General features: G+C 63.8%; 14 protein-coding genes and 1 tRNA gene. 10 read left to right on the forward strand and 5 right to left on the reverse strand.

Features of this window, described 5'->3' with window-relative positions:
- Positions 1 to 85: 85 nt before the first annotated feature.
- From JQ631_RS09665 to JQ631_RS09700, 8 genes are all read left to right on the forward strand, one after another.
- Positions 86 to 502: a hypothetical protein gene (locus JQ631_RS09665; RefSeq protein ID WP_212328552.1), complete on the forward strand. Its 417-nt coding sequence runs from the start codon at positions 86 to 88 to the stop codon at positions 500 to 502.
- Complete coding sequence (locus JQ631_RS09670) at positions 495 to 1,730, forward strand: HlyD family secretion protein (RefSeq protein ID WP_212325767.1); 1,236 nt, start codon at positions 495 to 497, stop codon at positions 1,728 to 1,730. Before JQ631_RS09665 ends, JQ631_RS09670 begins: the two co-directional genes overlap by 8 nt.
- Before the next feature lie 19 nt (positions 1,731 to 1,749).
- On the forward strand, positions 1,750 to 2,169 hold the full coding sequence (locus JQ631_RS09675; RefSeq protein WP_212325769.1) for a hypothetical protein: 420 nt from the start codon (positions 1,750 to 1,752) through the stop codon (positions 2,167 to 2,169).
- An 88-nt stretch (positions 2,170 to 2,257) separates the two neighbouring features.
- Positions 2,258 to 4,183, forward strand: a complete 1,926-nt coding sequence (locus tag JQ631_RS09680; protein WP_212325770.1) for a sensor histidine kinase — start codon at positions 2,258 to 2,260, stop codon at positions 4,181 to 4,183.
- Between the two features lie 312 nt (positions 4,184 to 4,495).
- The gene (locus JQ631_RS09685; RefSeq protein ID WP_212328553.1) at positions 4,496 to 6,196 is read left to right on the forward strand and encodes a DUF3300 domain-containing protein; all 1,701 of its coding nucleotides are present in this window, start codon (positions 4,496 to 4,498) and stop codon (positions 6,194 to 6,196) included.
- On the forward strand, positions 6,193 to 7,110 hold the full coding sequence (locus JQ631_RS09690) for a DUF2950 domain-containing protein (protein WP_212325772.1): 918 nt from the start codon (positions 6,193 to 6,195) through the stop codon (positions 7,108 to 7,110). Before JQ631_RS09685 ends, JQ631_RS09690 begins: the two co-directional genes overlap by 4 nt.
- Positions 7,111 to 7,117: 7 nt before the next feature.
- Positions 7,118 to 7,552 (forward strand): hypothetical protein, encoded by a 435-nt coding sequence (locus tag JQ631_RS09695; RefSeq protein WP_349644970.1) that lies wholly within the window; start codon positions 7,118 to 7,120, stop codon positions 7,550 to 7,552.
- A gap of 176 nt (positions 7,553 to 7,728) precedes the next feature.
- A complete protein-coding gene (locus JQ631_RS09700) occupies positions 7,729 to 8,412 on the forward strand; it encodes a hypothetical protein (protein WP_212325775.1) in 684 nt (227 codons plus the stop codon).
- Between the two features lie 24 nt (positions 8,413 to 8,436).
- On the opposite strand, the gene JQ631_RS09705 is transcribed toward JQ631_RS09700, so the two are convergent.
- The 3 genes from JQ631_RS09705 to JQ631_RS09715 form a co-directional block, all read right to left on the reverse strand.
- Positions 8,437 to 8,512, reverse strand: a tRNA-Lys gene (locus tag JQ631_RS09705).
- Positions 8,513 to 8,829: 317 nt separating this feature from the next.
- On the reverse strand, positions 8,830 to 11,496 hold the full coding sequence (locus JQ631_RS09710; RefSeq protein WP_212325776.1) for a glycosyltransferase: 2,667 nt from the start codon (positions 11,494 to 11,496) through the stop codon (positions 8,830 to 8,832).
- 216 nt (positions 11,497 to 11,712) lie between these two features.
- Positions 11,713 to 12,306: a beta-1-3, beta-1-6-glucan biosynthesis protein gene (locus tag JQ631_RS09715; protein ID WP_212325777.1), complete on the reverse strand. Its 594-nt coding sequence runs from the start codon at positions 12,304 to 12,306 to the stop codon at positions 11,713 to 11,715.
- 330 nt (positions 12,307 to 12,636) lie between these two features.
- Between JQ631_RS09715 and JQ631_RS09720 the strand changes: the two genes are divergently transcribed.
- Complete coding sequence (locus tag JQ631_RS09720; RefSeq protein WP_212325778.1) at positions 12,637 to 14,196, forward strand: glycoside hydrolase family 17 protein; 1,560 nt, start codon at positions 12,637 to 12,639, stop codon at positions 14,194 to 14,196.
- Here JQ631_RS09720 and JQ631_RS09725 read toward each other — a convergent pair.
- Both JQ631_RS09725 and JQ631_RS09730 read right to left on the reverse strand, forming a co-directional pair.
- On the reverse strand, positions 14,156 to 14,536 hold the full coding sequence (locus JQ631_RS09725; RefSeq protein ID WP_212325779.1) for a hypothetical protein: 381 nt from the start codon (positions 14,534 to 14,536) through the stop codon (positions 14,156 to 14,158). The genes JQ631_RS09720 and JQ631_RS09725 overlap by 41 nt on opposite strands.
- Positions 14,537 to 14,748: 212 nt before the next feature.
- Positions 14,749 to 16,137, reverse strand: coding sequence for a flagellar biosynthesis protein FlhF (locus JQ631_RS09730; RefSeq protein ID WP_212325782.1), 1,389 nt, complete (start codon positions 16,135 to 16,137; stop codon positions 14,749 to 14,751).
- Positions 16,138 to 16,304: 167 nt separating this feature from the next.
- Between JQ631_RS09730 and glmU the strand changes: the two genes are divergently transcribed.
- Positions 16,305 to 17,672, forward strand: coding sequence for a bifunctional UDP-N-acetylglucosamine diphosphorylase/glucosamine-1-phosphate N-acetyltransferase GlmU (gene glmU / locus JQ631_RS09735; protein WP_212325784.1), 1,368 nt, complete (start codon positions 16,305 to 16,307; stop codon positions 17,670 to 17,672).
- The last annotated feature ends 2 nt before the right edge of the window (positions 17,673 to 17,674 follow it).

Consider the following 17,674-nt stretch of genomic DNA (forward strand, 5'->3'; position numbering starts at 1 on the left):
AATCAAGCAAATTGGGATGGTGGCTGAACACAGTGCGTGCGAGCCCTTTGCCTGGGAGAGACCTTTGAGCGATCAACTAAATCCGATGGCGCCTCACCATCTGCCGTTCTATCTCGCGCCAGGAAACGGTACCGATACGCTGATGGTGGTGATGGGGATCTTCCTGATCGGGACCATCCTCTGGGTTGGCACGCTCTATTGGCGGCTGCACAGCCTCCCGGAGCGGATGGCGCATAAATCACAGAAGCTGCAATTCGAGATCGTGGCGGTGCTCGGTCTGATCTCGTTGTTCACGCATCTGCACATCTTCTGGGTCGCCGGCCTTCTGCTTGCGCTGATCGACATCCCCGATTTTGGAACGCCGCTGCGCAGCATCGCCGATTCCGTCGAGAAGATTGCGGACTCAACGCCCGGACAGGATGACGGGTCGATAGAGACCGGTCCTGCGCCGGCTCCTGCGGACGCTCCGGATGCCGCCAAGAAGGAGCGCACTCATGCTTGAGCTCATGATCTGCTCCCTGGTGACGATCCTGCCGGACTATCTCTACCGGCGTTATGCCCAGGGTAAGCGCTTCGGCAAGGAGATCACCTTCTTCTCGGTCTGGTATGAACTGCGCTGGGGCATCACCGGCTGCCTCATGCTGACGATTTCGCTGATCACCATGATCTTCTATTTCCATCCGGCGACGAACGCAGCGACGCTCTATTATCGAACGGTACCAATCGCGCCCGTCGGCGTGGCTGGCCGCGTAGCCGAGGTGAATGTCGGCTTCAGCGCGGCAGTGAAGAAGGGAGACGTGCTGTTCAAGCTTGACAGCGCGAAGCAGGAATCAGCGCTCGAAACCGCCAAGCGCAAGGTCGCCGAAATCGACGCCAGCTTGCAGACCGCGCAGGCCGACGTAGCCAAGGCGGAAGCGCAAATTGGCGAGGCGAAAGCCAATCTTCAGCAGGCCAAGGATGAACTCGACGTCAAGAGCGAGCTACAGCGCCGCAATCCGGGCATCGTTCCGCAACGCGACATCGAGAAGCTGCAGGTGTTGGTCGATCAGCGTCAATCTGGCGTCGATGCCGCGACCGCCGCGAAACAGTCCGCGAGCCTGCAGGTCTCAACTCTGCTGCCGGCGCAGAAAGCCAGCGCCGAGGCCGCCGTGGCGGAGGCGCAGGTGCTGCTGGACCAGACGATCATCCGGGCCGGCGTCGATGGCAGGGTCGAACAGTTCCTGCTTCGTCCCGGTGACGTGGTCAATCAATTGTTGCGGCCCGCTGGTGTGCTCATTCCGGAGGGCGCCGGCCGCAATGTGCTGCAAGCCGGCTATGGGCAGATTGAGGCAGGCGTCTTGAAGCCTGGAATGGTGGCGGAGGCCGCCTGCATCTCCAAACCCTGGGTGATCATCCCGATGGTGATCACGACCGTGCAGGACTACATCGCGGCCGGACAGTTTCAGGGTGGCCAGCAACTGATTGAGGCGGAGAATGCGCCCAAACCCGGCTCCATTCTGGTGTTCCTCGAGCCACTCTACAAGAACGGTCTCGAGGGCGTGACGCCAGGAAGCAGCTGCATCGTCAACGCCTACACCAGCAATCACGAGGAAATTTCCGCGGAACATACCAGCACCGGCCGGGCGATTGCGCTCCACGTCGTTGACGGCGTCGGCCTCGTGCACGCTCTGCTGCTGCGCATCCAGGCCTTGCTGTTGCCCATCAAGACTCTTGTGCTGAGCGGTCATTGACCGCGCGAAGGGATACGAAATGAATTTGAGACGAACGATTGCGGTGGGCGGGTTGATGTTCGCTTCACTTCTTGTCACCGGTAATCGGGCCGATGCCCTCGATCTCAACGGCCCGTGGGCGACCGACGCAAACAACTGTCCGAAAGTCTTCGAGCGCAAGGGCAGCCAGCTCGGATTCACCGACATGTCGGATGTATTTGGCGGCGGTTTCATCGTTGACGGCGACCAGATCATCGGCAAATTCGCACGCTGCCGGATCAAGGCGCGGAAGGACAACGGGCCTGACGTCAATCTGATCGCATCCTGTGCCACCGACATGATGCTCTCCAGCGTCCAGTTCAGCCTGAGGGAGTTGGATTCCGACAGTCTCGTCCGCTTGTTCCCGGGCATGGAAGACATGGAGATCCGCTATCACCGCTGCCCGGCAAACCCGGGATAATAGTGCCTTCGCTGCAGACTATTGGACCCTCGCAATTCCCGCTAGAATTGCCCCGGAGAGCGGCCGTTTGAAGCCGCCCAGGAGGTGAATGAGTGGGCGCCTGACCATTGGATCGGTGAAACCGTGGCTGGTCTCGGCTGCGCCGCGTCGTTACGCCCTGCTGCTTGCCCTGCTGCTTGCCCTGCTGCTCGCCGCGTGCGTCTTTTCCGCGTCTGTCCGGGCCGACGAGCCGGATTTCACCCCGCGCCGGGAAGCCAAGCGCGTGCTGATACTGCATTCCTTCGGGCGGGAATTCCGACCCTGGAGTGAATATGCGCGCAGCATCAAGGCCGAGCTCGAGCGGCAATCGCCTTGGCCCCTCGACATCCAGGAGCATACGCTGCTGACGGCGCGCTTCAACAACCCTGGCCCGGAAGCCCCCTTCATCGAATATCTCGCTTCACTCTATCAGGGCACGCTGCCCGATATCGTCATCAGCATCGGTGCTCCGGCGGCGCGGTTCGTGCAACGATACCGGAGCAAGCTGTTTCCCGGCACGCCGACGGTGCTGACGGTGGTCGAGCAGCGGCTGGTGAACCGTTTCGACCTCACCGAGGACGACGTCGTTGTGTCGGTTCGCAACGATTTCATGGCGGCCTTCAAAAACATCGTTCAAGTGATGCCGGATACCAGGACGGTCGCCGTGGTGATCGGCGCGTCGCCATTGGAGAAGTACTGGATCGATGAAGTGGCACACGAGCTGAAGCCGCTCGGCGATCGGCTCGCCATCGTCTGGTATTCGGACCTGTCGTTCGAGGAGATCCTGAAGCGGGCGGCGAAGCTTCCGCCGCATACCGTATTGTTCTGGGGCCTGATGTCGGTTGATGCCGCGGGGATCGTCCATGAGGGCGACATCGCACTGCGCAGCCTGCATGCGGTGGCGAACGCGCCGATCTTTTCCTATCAGGAGGCGTTCTTCGGCGGCAGCACGGTCGGCGGCCCGATGCATGCGACCGAGGAGACGACCCGCAAGACCGTCGATGCTGCGATCCGCCTCCTCGGCGGTGAGAAGCCATCCAGTATCAAATACGAGCCGATCGGGTTCGCCGCGCCGAAATACGATTGGCGGGAGCTGCAGCGCTGGGGCATCAGCGAAAGCAATCTGCCCGCCGGAAGCGAGATTGTGTTTCGCGAGCCGACCGTGTGGGAGAGTTATCGCTGGCAGATGCTGCTGATCGCCGCGATCATCCTGGTGCAGGCCGGCCTGATCAGCGGCTTGCTCAGCGAGCGTCATCGACGTCAGGTTGCCGAGGTCGAGTCACGCCAGCGCCTGGCCGAGCTCGCGCACGCCAATCGCTATTCTGCCGTGGGCGAACTGACGACGTCGATCGCCCACGAACTAAACCAGCCGCTCGGCTCCATCCTGACCAATACCGAAACGGCGGAGCTCATGCTCAATGCTGCCACGCCCGATCTCGCCGAAGTCAGGCACATCCTCGCCGACATCAGGCGCGACGACCAGCGCGCAAGCGAGGTGATCCGCCGCCTGCGCAGCGTCCTGAGGAAGAGCCCGTTCGAAATCAGGAATCTCGAGCTCAACGGCACGGTGTTGGAAGCGATCGGGCTGGCGGCTGCAGTTGCCGAGGGACGCGGCATCGCGCTGAGCTATGTGCCTGCCATCTCCGACCTGCCCGTCAAGGGCGATCCGGTTCAGCTCCAGCAGGTCATTCTCAACCTCATCATCAACGCGATGGACGCAATCGCCGATGCGGAGATGAAGAAACGTGAGGTGAGTGTGACGACGTTCCGCGTCGGCAACCAGGCCGAGATCAGGATTTCGGATACCGGCCCCGGCATCGCCGCCGGGGATATCGCAAACGTCTTCAATCCCTTCTTTACGACCAAGCCCGAGGGCATGGGGATGGGGCTCGCAATCGCCAAGACGATTGTCGAGGCCCATCACGGCACGATGGCGGCCGAGAACCTGACGGCGGGCGGGGCGCTGTTCACGGTGAGGCTGCCGATCGTCCGCTAGCAGCCGGAAGCTTGATCTCGAAGCTTGGAATCGGCGTCGCCATTTCTCTTCGCAGTTGCGTCGTGACCGGGACGGACGCGCGGACAGTCGGGTGTGGTGAGTGCGATGAGACGCCGCGAGTTCATATCGCTGATCGCGCAGCGCCAGTGCGCTCGGGCTCACGGTGCCCGGCCGGCTTCTGATGGAGGCCGAACGGATCGAACAGGTCGTCGCGTCGCAACAGCGCGGCGGTGCGATTTCGTTGATCTCGATCAAACAAATCCCTGTTGCCCAGCCCGATGGTCGCGGACGGAAAGCTTTGTGGAGGTCATGATGTTTCGCTGCGGCAAGATCCTGATGGCGCTTGCGCTGGTGGTGACGGTCCCCGCCACTGCGATGGCTCAGGCCACCACACCGGCGGCTCCGGCGACGCCGGCCGCCCCAACGACGCAGGCGCAGCCCGCAGCGCCACCGGCCCCTGCCGCAGAACTCTTGAAGCCGGAGCAGCTCGAGGCTCTGGTCGCGCCGATCGCGCTCTATCCCGACGAACTCCTTGCGAACGTGCTGGCGGCTTCGACCTATCCGCTCGAAGTGGTGCAGGCCGACCGTTGGCTGAAGGAGCGCAAGAGCCTCAAGGGCGATGCGCTGAAGACCGAAGTCGACAAGCAGGCCTGGGACGACAGCATCAAGGCGCTGGCCAGCACGGCCTCCGTTTTGACCATGATGAGCGACCAGCTCGAATGGACCCAAAAGCTCGGTGATGCCTTTCTCGCGCAGCAGCCCGACGTGATGGACGCGATCCAGCGCCTGCGCAACAAGGCCTATGACAACAAGAAGCTGGCCACCACCAAGCAGCAAAAGGTCAGCGTGCAGTCGCAGGAAGGCAAGCAGGTCGTCGTGATCCAGCAGGCCGATCCCGCTGAGATGTATGTGCCGTATTACGATCCGGCGACGGTCTATGGCAGCTGGCCCTATGCGGAGTATCCGCCGTATTATTGGGGGTATCCGTCCTACATCGGCGCGGGCATGGTCGCGGCCGGCATCGCCTTCGGCACGGCTTGGGCGATCGGGCGCTGGGGCAACTACTGGGGCGGCGGCTGCAACTGGGGCAATCGCAACGTCTACGTCAATCACCGCACCACCAACATCAGTGGCGGCTGGCAGCACAATCCGGCGCATCGTGGCGGCGTGCGCTACAACAATGTCAACGTGAACAACCGCTTCGGCAACAACAACGTCAGGGCCGGCGCGTCCGACCGGATGGATTTCCGCGGCCGTGACGGCAACCAGGTGCTGCGCCCGAGCCAGGGTGGCCCAGGAGATCGAGCGGGAGATCGAGCAGGGGATCGCGCCGGCGATCGTGGCGGCCCCGGTGATCGCGGCGGTGCGGGTGATCGTCCAAGTGCAGGGACGCGCGACCGGCCCGGCGGCGGTGATCGTGCTGGAGCCGGCGACCGTGCCAAGGGCGGTGGTGACCGGGCCAAGGGCGGCGGAGATCGTGCCAAGGCCGCAAACCGAGCCGGCGGCGGCGCTGCCGCCAACCGTGGGGGAGGCGGCAATCGCGGCGGCGCCATGAACGTCTCCTCCGGAAGGTCAGCGGCCGCGGCGTCGGCGCGCGGACGGTCGAGCATGGCGAGCATGCCGCGCGGCGGCGGCGGCGGACCGAGCATGGCCGGGCGCGGCGGCGGTGGCGGCATGGCAGCACGCGGCGGCGGCGGTGGCTTCGGGGGCGGTGGAGGTCGCGGTGGTGGTGGCGGCGGTGGCCGGCGCTCCGATATCACGCTGAAGCACGACATCGTCCTGCTCGGCCATCTCTCCAACGGTCTCGGCTACTATCGCTTCGCCTACATTGGCAGCAGCAAGGCCTATGTCGGCGTGATGGCGCAGGAGGTCGAGCAGGTGATGCCCGACGCAGTGACCCGCGACAGCGATGGTTACCTGCGCGTCTACTATGAAAAGCTCGGGCTGACATTCCGCACCTACCGCGACTGGCTCGCCGGCGGCGCGAAGATTCCTGCGGAGGTGATGCCATGATCGGCCTGAAATCGTTCCATCGGGCGATCCTGCCCGGCATCATGACGCTCGCGCTGTCCGGCTTGCCGTCGCTCGCGCAGGAGTCCTACAAATCGCCGGAGGACGCGGCCGCCGCGCTCGCTGCCGCGGTCAAGAGCGGCCCGAAAGACATCCTGAAAGTGCTCGGCAGGGCCGCCGAGGACATCGTCTCCTCGGGCGACGAGGTCGCCGACAACGACATCCGCGCACGCTTCACGTCGATGTACGAAGCCAAGCACGGCATCAAGGCAGAGGGCAACAAGACCGCGATCTTGATGCTGGGACCGGAGGATTTCCCGTTCCCGATTCCGCTGCTCAACACCAAGACTGGCTGGGAGTTCGACACCGCTGAGGGACGGATCGAGGTGCTTCGCCGCCGCATCGGCCGCAACGAGCTCGATGCGATCCAGACCGCGCTCGCTTATGTCGATGCCCAGAACGAATATGCCGACAAGGACCGCGGCGAGGGCGCCGGCGTCTATGCCCAGCGCATCGTCTCGTCAGCCGGCAAGAAGGATGGCCTGTTCTGGCGCGACGACAAGGATCCGAGCCCGCTCGGCGAACTCGCGGCCGAGGCGTCGAGGGAAGGCTACCGCGCCGGCGATGTCGGGCCCGCGCCCTATCACGGCTACTACTTCCACATCCTCAAGGGGCAGGGCCGCGACGCGCCGGGTGGCGCGCTCAACTATATCGTGAAAGGCAAGATGATCGGCGGCTTCGCCATGATCGCCTGGCCGGCGGAGTACGGCAATTCCGGCATCATGACCTTCATGGTCAATCATGCCGGCACCGTCTACCAGAAGGACCTCGGCAAGCGCACCGAGTTCATCGCCGAGCGCACCACGCTGTTCGACCCTGATGAGACCTGGAAGAAGGTCGATGCCGCAAAACCCTGATAGGCGGGTGCGCCTGCTCCGTCTGATCGCAACGCTGCTGCTGGCGCTTGGGCTTGCGGCACCTGCGACACCATCCTTCGCGCAGGCGGCAGGTCATGTCAGGATCAAGATCATCAAGGCCGGCCTTCTGGTCGGCGGCGGCGCTGGCAGCGGAACGCTGGTCTATCGCGGCAAGACCTATCCGATCAAGGTCACCGGTCTGAGCTTCGGCATTACGGCCGGCGCCACGATCGGCCGTCTCGACGGCTGGGCCTCTGATATCCGCGACGTCGGTGACTTCGCCGGCACCTACAGCTCCGTCGGCGGCGGTTTTGCGCTGGTCGGCGGCGTCAACGGCGTCCACCTCCGCAACGAGAAGGGCGTCACGATCGTGCTCCAGGGCCCGAAGGCGGGACTGGAATTGGCAGCCAATCTCAGCACCATCGTGATCTCGTTGAAGTAGCGGGATGCCCCGTAATCGGCCGGGGCCTCTAATCATGGCCGAGGCCCACGTCGCTAACGTGGAATTAATCCGAAAAGCCCACAATTTTAGGCAGTTGTGTAAGTGAGTGCTGCGTAAGGGAGGCGTCGCGAGGACGTTCCGGCGACGGCCTCCTTTTGCTCGCTCATGAGGTCCGCATGACCACGACATCCGAAACGCTGGGCTTCGCCGAGCACCTCGACGCTGCCGCACTTGCAGCCGCAGCATCCGAACCCCATGACGAGCTCGAAGCCTTGGAAACGCCGGCGCCCGGCAAGCGCTCCAGCCGGAAGTCGGTTGTGGCGTTTGCAGTGTGTGCCTTGGCGATCAATGGCGCAGCGGCCATCTATACTTTGCCGTTCGATCTTCCGTCGCCTGATATCAGCAGCCTGGCCGCACTGCTTCCGAGCCGGGAAGCCGTCGCGCCAAAGCCGGATCCGGTTGTCGCTGCGTTGAAGGAAATCCAGTCGGCCCAGCAGCAGCAGGCTGCCGCGCTGCAGGAGATCAATTCCTCCTTGCAGCAAAACACCGCTCTGCGGCAGCAGGACTCGACGGTCCTCGTGTCTCTCCGACAGAGCATCACGGACGAGAGGGGCGACGTGAAGAAGATATCGCCACAGCTTTCAACGCTGATCGCGAAGATCGACTCGCTGCAAAACACGATGACCTCTGAGGTCACTTCGTCCATTCGAAGGGCGCATGCTCGCTACGGATTGCCCGCAGCGGTGCGCAAGCGGATGCTGCGCGAGTCGAAATCTATCGTGCCCGTATCGATCGGACCCGTGTCTGTTGGGGGCGCTCCGCTGACTGCGCCGGCTACGGTCGCGGCGCCGGAAAGCTGAAAGCATGCGCAGTTAAGGGAGATTTGGTGAGCGCGCTGGGGCTCGAACCCAGGACCCCGTGATTAAAAGTCACGTGCTCTACCGGCTGAGCTACGCGCTCCCATGGCCGCTGATGGCTTGAACTCGCTCGCCATCGTCTTCGGACATTCGAGAAGCATGTCTTGCCGCGACGCTTAGGCCTGCGTCGTGGGGAAAACCGGCTGCTTCCGGATCATGCTTTCGGCCCGCGCTGTGTAGGTGGATGGGGCGCGGAGGTCAATAGCGGGAATAGCTGCCAAATCAAGCGGCGGCAGCGAGGATTTTCTTGCCGATTCCAGCGCTTAGGCCAAGGTTTTCATCCTGATTGGCGAAGTGTCATCCACCTCCAAGACCCCACGACCTTTTAATCACGGGGTCCGAGTGTCCAAATCAGCCCCGTCAGTTCGCCTCCCGCCGCACCTCACTCGGCACCGGCTGGGCATTGCCTGGTGTCGGCAGGGAGACGGGGCGCAAGCCGATCAGCTCGGCAGTGCGGATCGCGCTGTCGCGCCAGAACTGGAACGAGTTGATGCGGCTGAGCTCGAGGATCGCAATCGCAACCGCCGCCAGGAACGGCAAGCTTTGCAGCACCAGGACGCCGGCGAAGATGTAGATCTCGGTGATCTGTCGAAAGCTGTTGGAGGCCACCAGCACGCCGGCACCAACCAGGAGCAGCGTGCCGATCACGGCCTCCCAGAACGCCTGGAACTCGATCGACATCCTGGACAGGCCACCCTTCGAGGTGCGCGCGAACGCGATGTGCTCGGTGATCAGGCCTTGGGCGACCGCGCGCGACACCGTCCATTGCACGCTCATCGCCGCGATCATGGCACCCAGCATCTGGCCGGGTTTGATCGCCACGCGCGCGCGGTACATCGACAGGAAGTGGGCGAGCGAGACGATGAAGGCGCCGATGATCGGCAGCGTCAAAATCTTGTCCGGGATGGCAATGTCGGCGAACGCAACGATCGGCACCCAGACGAGGTTGAGCAGGGCCACGACGACGCCGAGGCTTTCGGCCCCGAGCCAGTTCAGCCAGCCGAGGCCATATTCGCGCTTCTGGTCGGGTGTCAGCCGGCTCCGCCCCGGGAGGAAATGCCGCCAGTGCTTCTTGACGATCTGAAGGCCGCCATAGGCCCAACGGTGACGCTGCTTCTTGAAGGCCTCGTAGGTGTCGGGAAGCAGTCCCTTGCCGTAGCGGTAGCGCGTGTAGTGGGTGGTCCAGCCGAGCTCCTGGATCGCAAGGCCGAGATCCGAGTCCTCGCAGATCGTGTCGGATGACCAGCCGCCGGCCATGTCCATCGCGGCGCGGCGGATCAGGCACATCGTGCCGTGCACGATGACTGCATTGAGCTCGTTGCGCTGAACCATGCCGATGTCGAAGAAGCCGGCATATTCGCCGTTCATGATGTAGTGCATGATCGAGAGGTCGCCGTCGCGGTGCTCCTGCGGCGCCTGGACGAGACCGACGCCGGGATCAGCGAAAGCCGGCACGAGGTCCTTCAGCCAGTCGGGTTCGACGACATAGTCGGCATCGAGGATGCCGATGATCTCAGCATCGGCGGCGGTGCGGTCCATCGCGATGCGCAGCGCGCCTGCCTTGAAACCCTGCACCTTCTCGGCGTTGATGAACTTGAAGCGTTCACCGAGCGCACGGCAGTGATCCTGGATCGGCTGCCAGAACGCGGGGTCGGGCGTGTTGTTGATGATGACGACGCATTCGTAGTTCGGATAATCGAGCCGCGACAGCGCATCGAGCGTCTGCTTCAGCATGTCGACCGGCTCGAAATACGCGGGGATGTGGATCGAGACCTTCGGGTAGTAGTTCTCGGCCGCGTTCTCGATCGGCTTGCCCTTGGCGAGCAATCGCTGCGGCGGCCGGCCGAAGGCCACGGCCGCGATCTCGTCGATGCGCGCCATCGCGATGAGGACAAGAGGCACAAGCAGAATCATGCCGAGCGTCAGCGCGAAGGCCGAGCCGAAGATGAAATAGTGTCCGTTCCAGAACGCGAACACGGTCGCGGCCCAGGCGCCGACACCGTTAGCGGCAGCCGACAGCAAGAACACCTGTTTTGCAGTCGGTTGCTCCAGTCGGAGGATCGGCAGTGACAAGAGGATGCCGACCAGCAGCGCGATCGTCATCAGCTTCCAATAATCGGGATTTTCGACCGGGCCGGTCCAGGCGAATTTCGGCTCGCGGTTGGCGTTGAGGATGCCCCAGTAGGGACCGACGCCGCCCTCAAAATACTTCCAGGGCTGATCGATCGCTTCGACGATGTTGTAGTCCATGCCAAGCGCTTCGGCGCGCGTGACGAAGTTGCGTAAGGTGAGGGCCTGCTGGAACGGGCCGGGGTCTGCGTTGCGCAGATTATATCCGGCGCTCGGCCAGCCGAACTCGGCGATGACGATCCGCTTGCCCGGGAACTGATTGCGCAAAAGGTTGTAGCGGTCGACGGCCTGGTCGACCGCCTGGTCCGAGCGGAAATTTTCCCAGTAGGGCAGGACGTGCGCGGCGATGAAATCGACGTTGGAGCCGAGGTCGGGATTGTCGCGCCAGATGTTCCAGATCTCGCCGGTGGTGACGGGCACGCGCACCGCGCTCTTCACCCGCTTGATCATCTCGATAAGGTCTTCGACCTTCTGCTCGCCGCGGTAGATCACCTCGTTGCCGACGACGACACCGTTGACGTTGCTGTTCTTGCGGGCGAGCTCGATCGCGGCCTTGATCTCGCGCTCGTTACGGTCGGGGTCCTTGTCGATCCAGGCGCCGACCGTGACCTTCAGGCCGAACTCGGCTGCGATCGGGGGCACCAGTTCCACGCCACCGGTCGACGAATAGAGGCGGATCGCGCGCGTCATGGTCGACAGCGTCTTCAGGTCGGCGCGGATTTTCTCGACGGTCGGGATGTTGTCGATGTCAGGGTGGGCCGAGCCTTCGAAAGGCGCGTAGGAAACACTCGGCAACAGGCCCTTGAAATCGGGCGCCGGTTCCTTGTCGCGCAGGACTCCCCAAAGGCCGGCGTGGAGCACGGACACAAGCAACAGAACGGCGGCGACAACGCGCATCGCGGCTAAACCAAAAGGGGCTGAGGGAGCAGGGAAGCGGACCCGACCCCGAGATCCGACCAAGTCCGCGGCAACTGGAGCATACCTCTGCCGCGCGGTTTCACAACTGTCATGACCTCATGTCCTTATGAGGGCATGGCAATTTTTGGAAGCGTGGCAGTGCCAACCGCCTCTATCGCCGACCGTTCCTGAACGGAGGCTGAAGCCGGCCTGCGGCTATTTGGACGGGGCCGGCGTCGGACTGGCTGCGGGCGAGGGGCTCGCCGCCGGCTGCGGCTGTGCGGCGCCGGCGGCCGGTGCGGGCGACGGGGCAGCGGCGGTTGTCTGCTGCGGCTGCGCAGCAGGGTTGATCCAGCAGGCCTGGGTCAGATTATTCAGGCTGTTCGGAACCTTGTCGTCGATCTGGGTGAGGAAGCGGGTCAGGCATCGGAACGCGGCCTGGATGTGACCGCCGGGGCAGCCGAAGCGGTCGTAAAGATCGATGTGGCGGAAGGCGGTATCGAGGTCGTCCCTATACATCAGCTGAACCGCGCGACGGCCGAGCCAGACGCATTCAGGGTTGCCGGCCGGACCATTAACGGCGCGGGCAGCTTCGGCGAACTCGTCGATCCGCTTTTGGTTCTGGTTCTGATTGGCTTCCTTGGCGGCATCGGCGGGCTGGGCGGCGGCCTTGCCCTGTTCAGGTGCTGGTGAGCCGCTCTGGGCGGAGGCGCCCCCAAGGCTGACCAGGAGGACAAGGGAGGAGACGGCCAAACTGGCGGCGAACTGCCGCAGGACCGCATTTCTTAACTCGAACACCCGTCGCCGCATGAATTCCCCAATATCTCAGCCGTCCGTCCGCGGGGGAGGACCTCGCGAACGCCGCCGTGATGGCGTCCAAATGGGTCTCCAATGCGGCGGAAAAGTCCCGCAAAATCCATTGACCTGTATTTGGATTTTTGTCCAGCAAAGTCACGATCCTAGGGCCCGGTCGAACGGCCGCAGCCCAATTCGTCGGGGAGAGGTGCGGCCAAGGCGCGTCACCCCCTTGGCAGATGGCGTGCTAGCAGGTAATCGACGGACCCTTCGCGGAGGACGGAACCAATTTCTCTTCGTACGCCACTGGCGCTCCTGCTCGTTTCCCTGGGTGCGATTGCTGCCGTGTGGTGGTGGCTTGCCACGCCGATCGTGCTCGCGCGCGCTCCCATCGATCCCAATGACAAGGTCCAATGCGTCTCCTACGCCCCGTTCCGCGGTGAGCAGACGCCGTTGAACGCCTGGACCCATATCGAAGCGGACCAGATCGAGCAGGACCTGCGCCAGCTCAAGCAGATCACCGACTGTGTCCGCACTTATTCGATCGAGAACGGGCTCGATCAGGTGCCTTCGGTCGCGGCCAAGGTCGGCGGGCTGAAGGTGATCCAGGGTATCTGGCTCGGCAGCAATCGCGCCAAGAACTTTGAGCAAGTGTCGACCGCTGTCCGCCTGACCAAGGAATTTCCCGACACCATCTCCGCTCTCGTCGTCGGCAACGAGGTGCTTCTGCGCGGAGAGATGACGACGCAGGATCTCACCGCGATCATCCGTTCGGTGAAGGCGCAGGTCAGCGTGCCCGTGACCTATGCCGACGTCTGGGAATACTGGCTGAAGAACCGCGAGGTCTATGACGCCGTCGACTTTGTCACGATTCACATCTTGCCGTATTGGGAGGATATGCCGGTGAAGGCGAAATTCGCCTCTGCCCATGTCGAGGCGATCCGCGAGCGGATGGCGGTGGCATTCCCCGGCAAGGAGATACTGATCGGCGAGACCGGCTGGCCGAGCGAGGGTCGTATGCGCGAAGGCGCGCTGCCGTCACGGGCCAACCAGGCCCGCGTCGTCTCGGAAATCCTGGCACTGGCGAAGTCGCAGAAGTTTCGCGTCAATCTGATCGAGGCCTATGACCAACCGTGGAAGCGGCGGCTCGAAGGCACCGTCGGTGGCTATTGGGGCCTGATCGATTCCGTGCGGCGTCAGCTGAAATATCCGCCGGGCGAGCCGATCAGCAATTTCCCGTTCTGGAAATGGTACATGGGCGCCGGCATGGTCCTCAGCGTGCTGGTGTTCGCGGTCGCCGGCATCACCCTGCGCCGCCGGCCCTGGACGCCGCGCGTCTCGGCCTGGCTCGGCGTCGGCATCTCCGCGACATCGGCGGGCATCCTGCTCGGGATCGCCGCCGACAAGATGTATTACGAAAGCTATGGCTGGGGTGGTTGGCTGCAATGGGGCCTGCTGCTGCTCGCCGGCATCTTGTCGCCGATCTTCTGCGCGCAGGCGCTCGTCATCGGCCGCAGTCTGCCGACCTTCCTCGACCTGCTCGGTCCGCGCGAAGGCCGGAAATGGTCAAAGCTCTCCGCCGTGCTTTGCCTGACCCTCGCCGTGACGGCGGTGATCGCCGCCGAGACCGCGCTCGGCTTCGTGTTCGATCCGCGCTATCGCGACTTTCCCTATGCCTCGCTGACGATGGCGGTGGTGCCGTTCGCGCTGTTGATGCTGAACCGGCCGCAGATCGGCGTGCGTCCGATCGCGGAGGCCGTGTTCGGAGGATTGTTGGCGCTGTCGGCGGCCTACATCCTTCTGAACGAAGGCCGCGTCAACTGGCAGGCGATGTGGACTTGCGCAATCTATCTGTTGTTTGCGCTCACGCTGTGGCGGGCGCGGGCCGAGCAAAGCCAAGGATGAGCAGGCCGATCGCAAGGCCCGCCAGCGCGATGTTGTAGAGGACGATGCCGAGGCCGGCTGCGACCACGCCGAGCGTGAGCAGGACGATCGAAGGCCGCATCAGGTTCAGCGCTGCGATCACCAGTGCGACGATGCCGAACACCGAGTTCTTGAACAGCGACGTCGACACCGAGCGCGCTTTGCAGATCATGGTCTGCAAGCCGGCATCGCATGCGAGCGCCACCTGCGAGAACTCGACCGCGAAATAGCGCACATAAAGCGCCCAGCCGACGGTCACAAAACCAACGACGATGAGGAACTGAACCTGATAGGGCGTGAGACGAAACGGCTTCTTTGTCATGCCGGCAATATGGTCGGGATGGCGGAAGGGAGCAACAGGGGCGGAGCATTTTTACACGGGAGCCCCCGCGTGACTCGTTGCACTCCTTGACCGCAGGCCGTGTGCTCCGGAACCGTCTGCACTGCCATCCAGCTCAGCCAGTTGCCTACAGCTTCTTGAGGAGCGCGCTTCAGGCGAGACGCCCGACTTTTCCAGCAAACCCTCTGATTGCCCTATCGTCTGAAGAACGACGATATCGTCGAACTTGCCGACGCCGTCTCAGGCTTGGCCTGAGCAGCCGGTTGAGGCGGGGGTGCAGGTGCCGGCTCCTCGCGCCTTGACGAGCGCCTGGAGTAGCTGCGGCGATGCTTCTCGGGCTTGGCGACGGGCGCGGGCGCAGGGGTGGCTTCAGCTTGCGGTACCGCGTCCTGGGTCTTTTCCGGGTTCGTGTCCTGGTGCTTGTCCTGGTTCTTGTCCGAATGCTTGTCCTGGGCCTTCTCCGAGCCGCCACGCATCGACAGGCGCTGGCCGTCGAACACCGTTGTCTCGCAATGGCGGTCGTTCTCGGCAAGGCCTGCGCAGAGCTTTGCAGCGGCCGCGGCATTGATCAGGGGGCCGGCCCCCAGGCGGAGCTGCATGCCGAGGCCGTTATTGCCTTCCTTGATCATGATGATCGGCCGTAGCGCGCCGACCTCCGGATGGGACTTGCTCAGGCCGCGCCAGAGCGCACGCAGGCCGTCGACCGAGTTCGCACTGCCGAGATCGATGGCAAAGCGCGTCTGCTGGACTGCGATTGCGGGAGACTCGGGTTCGGTCGCCTCGGGCGGCTTGGCTGGTGCTGCGGCGACTTCGGTGAGCGCAGGCGTCGCGTCGGGCTTCGTCTCGGCAGCCTTCTCAGTCGATTCCGGCTGGATCAGTTTCGACGCGGCCGGATCCGGCGGCGCCATGATGGATTTCGGTGGCACCAGCGGAAGGATCGGGATCGCCGAGGTCGTCGCTGGCGACTGTGGAACGAGCGAGGCGGCAGAGGCCATTTGCGGCGCGCTCGATTGATCTTTCGCGGACTCTTTCGAGCTGTCCTTGGTGTCCTTGCCGGCATTTCCGCGCGGCTTGTCGACCAGCGAAGCGGCAGTCGATGCGACCGGTGCGACCTCCGGTGCCGGCGTCGAGGGCTGTGCGGCAGCGACGGGCACGTCCTGCGGCTTCGAGGCCGGCGTTTGCTGCGATGTCGCGTTCTGCTTGGCGATGGCGCCGGTGACGGAATCGAGCCCCTGTTCGAGCACCGTGACGCGCGAATAGAGCCTGTCGCGATCGGTGTTCAGCGTGTCGATGGCGGAGGCGAGGCGACGGGATTCGAGCTGGCTTTCCTTGGTCAGTACCTGGAGCTGGTCGGATTGGCGGGCGAGATCGGCGGAGGCGACCTGGTCGCGCCGCCAGCCGAGCTGGGCCTGGTTGGCCATCACGGCAACCACGACGGCGCCGACGGCGGTCACGCCCCAGGTGCCCAGGCGCCAAAGCATGCGGCGATCGAACGCGCTTTCCTCGGCCAAAAGTCCGGAGAACAGCCCCCCGGTCTCCTTGTCGCCGAACGCATCCGCCAGTGGGTCGGAATCCTTTGCCATGAACGTCGACTGCCCAGCCCTGTCTGGCTTCCCCGAATCAATCAAGGAACATTAACAGGAAAACCCACGCGCACTTGAATTCCGGGCGTTTGCGGGGGTAGCAAGGCGACACCCGCTCGCCGAGCGTTGGTGCAACGAACGATTCGGCCGTATTTGACAGGATTGCGATGACCGCCCGCTCAAGCCTCACGATCGTGCTCGCCGCAGGCGAAGGCACGCGCATGCGATCGAGCCTGCCGAAGGTGCTGCATCCCGTGGCTTCCCAGACGTTGCTGGCCCATGTGCTCGGCGCCGCACCGCAGGGAACCGGCACCGCGCTCGCGGTGGTGATCGGTCCCGATCACCAGGCCGTCGCCGACGAGGCGAAGCGTATCCGCTCCGATGCGCTCATCTTCGTGCAGGCCGAGCGGCTCGGCACGGCACATGCGGTGCTGGCGGCGCGGGAGGCGATCGCGCGCGGCGTCGACGATGTCCTGATCGCGTTCGGCGATACGCCGCTGATCTCGGCTGAGACTTTATCGCGGCTCCGTACGCCGCTTGCGAACGGCGCCGCGATTGCCGCGCTCGGCTTCCGTGCGGCGGACCCGACCGGCTATGGCCGCTTCATCGTCGAGGGCGACCGCCTCGTCGCGATCCGCGAGCACGCCGATGCCAGCGCAGACGAACGCAAGATCGATTTGTGCAATGCCGGCGTGATGGCGCTCGACGGGCGCCGCGCGCTCGCAATCCTGGACAAGATCGGCAACGCGAATTCCAAGGGCGAGTACTATCTGACCGATGCGGTCGGCATTGCCGGCGACAATGGATGGGAGTCCGTCGTGATCGAGACCAGCGAGGACGAAGTGCGCGGCATCAACACCAAGGCGCAGCTTGCGGAAGCAGAAGCCGTGATGCAAACGCGGCTGCGCAAGGCCGCAATGGAGGCTGGCGTCACGCTGATCGCCCCTGAGACGGTCTTTCTCGCCGCCGACACTATCTTTGGCAAGGACGTCACCATCGAGCCGTTCGTGGTGATCGGCCCCGGCGTGTCGATTGCCGATGGCGCGGTGATCCATTCCTTCTCGCACATCGTCGAGACCACACTCGGCAAGAAGGTGTCGATCGGCCCCTATGCGCGCCTCCGTCCCGGCACTTCGCTCGGCGACGGCGCGCGGATCGGCAATTTCGTGGAGACCAAGGCCGCGACGCTGGAGGCCGGCGTCAAGGTCAACCATCTCTCCTACATTGGCGATGCCACCGTTGGCGCCAATTCCAACATCGGCGCCGGCACCATCACCTGCAACTACGACGGCTTCAAGAAGCACAAGACGTTGATCGGGCAGGGCGCGTTCGTCGGCACCAACTCCTCGCTGGTCGCACCCGTCAAGATCGGCAACGGCGCCTACATCGGTTCCGGCTCGGTGATCACGCGCGATGTGCCTGACGATGCGATGGCGCTGGAGCGCAATCAGCAGACCATCCGCGAGGGCGGAGCAGCGCGCTATCGCGAGATGAAGACAAGCGGCAAGAAAACGGAAAAGCAGACTGAAAAATAAGC

Source organism: Bradyrhizobium manausense, from assembly GCF_018131105.1.
Lineage (GTDB): Bacteria > Pseudomonadota > Alphaproteobacteria > Rhizobiales > Xanthobacteraceae > Bradyrhizobium > Bradyrhizobium manausense_B.

What these genes read in the sequence shown, in the direction of transcription:
- JQ631_RS09665 (WP_212328552.1), top strand. Translation starts at nt 86, where the DNA reads ATGGCGCCTCACCATCTGCCGTTCTATCTCGCGCCAGGAAACGGTACC.
- JQ631_RS09670 (WP_212325767.1), top strand. Translation starts at nt 495, where the DNA reads ATGCTTGAGCTCATGATCTGCTCCCTGGTGACGATCCTGCCGGACTAT.
- JQ631_RS09675 (WP_212325769.1), top strand. Translation starts at nt 1,750, where the DNA reads ATGAATTTGAGACGAACGATTGCGGTGGGCGGGTTGATGTTCGCTTCA.
- JQ631_RS09680 (WP_212325770.1), top strand. Translation starts at nt 2,258, where the DNA reads ATGAGTGGGCGCCTGACCATTGGATCGGTGAAACCGTGGCTGGTCTCG.
- JQ631_RS09685 (WP_212328553.1), top strand. Translation starts at nt 4,496, where the DNA reads ATGTTTCGCTGCGGCAAGATCCTGATGGCGCTTGCGCTGGTGGTGACG.
- JQ631_RS09690 (WP_212325772.1), top strand. Translation starts at nt 6,193, where the DNA reads ATGATCGGCCTGAAATCGTTCCATCGGGCGATCCTGCCCGGCATCATG.
- JQ631_RS09700 (WP_212325775.1), top strand. Translation starts at nt 7,729, where the DNA reads ATGACCACGACATCCGAAACGCTGGGCTTCGCCGAGCACCTCGACGCT.
- JQ631_RS09710 (WP_212325776.1), bottom strand. Translation starts at nt 11,496, where the DNA reads ATGCGCGTTGTCGCCGCCGTTCTGTTGCTTGTGTCCGTGCTCCACGCC.
- JQ631_RS09715 (WP_212325777.1), bottom strand. Translation starts at nt 12,306, where the DNA reads ATGCGGCGACGGGTGTTCGAGTTAAGAAATGCGGTCCTGCGGCAGTTC.
- JQ631_RS09725 (WP_212325779.1), bottom strand. Translation starts at nt 14,536, where the DNA reads ATGACAAAGAAGCCGTTTCGTCTCACGCCCTATCAGGTTCAGTTCCTC.
- JQ631_RS09730 (WP_212325782.1), bottom strand. Translation starts at nt 16,137, where the DNA reads ATGGCAAAGGATTCCGACCCACTGGCGGATGCGTTCGGCGACAAGGAG.
- glmU (WP_212325784.1), top strand. Translation starts at nt 16,305, where the DNA reads ATGACCGCCCGCTCAAGCCTCACGATCGTGCTCGCCGCAGGCGAAGGC.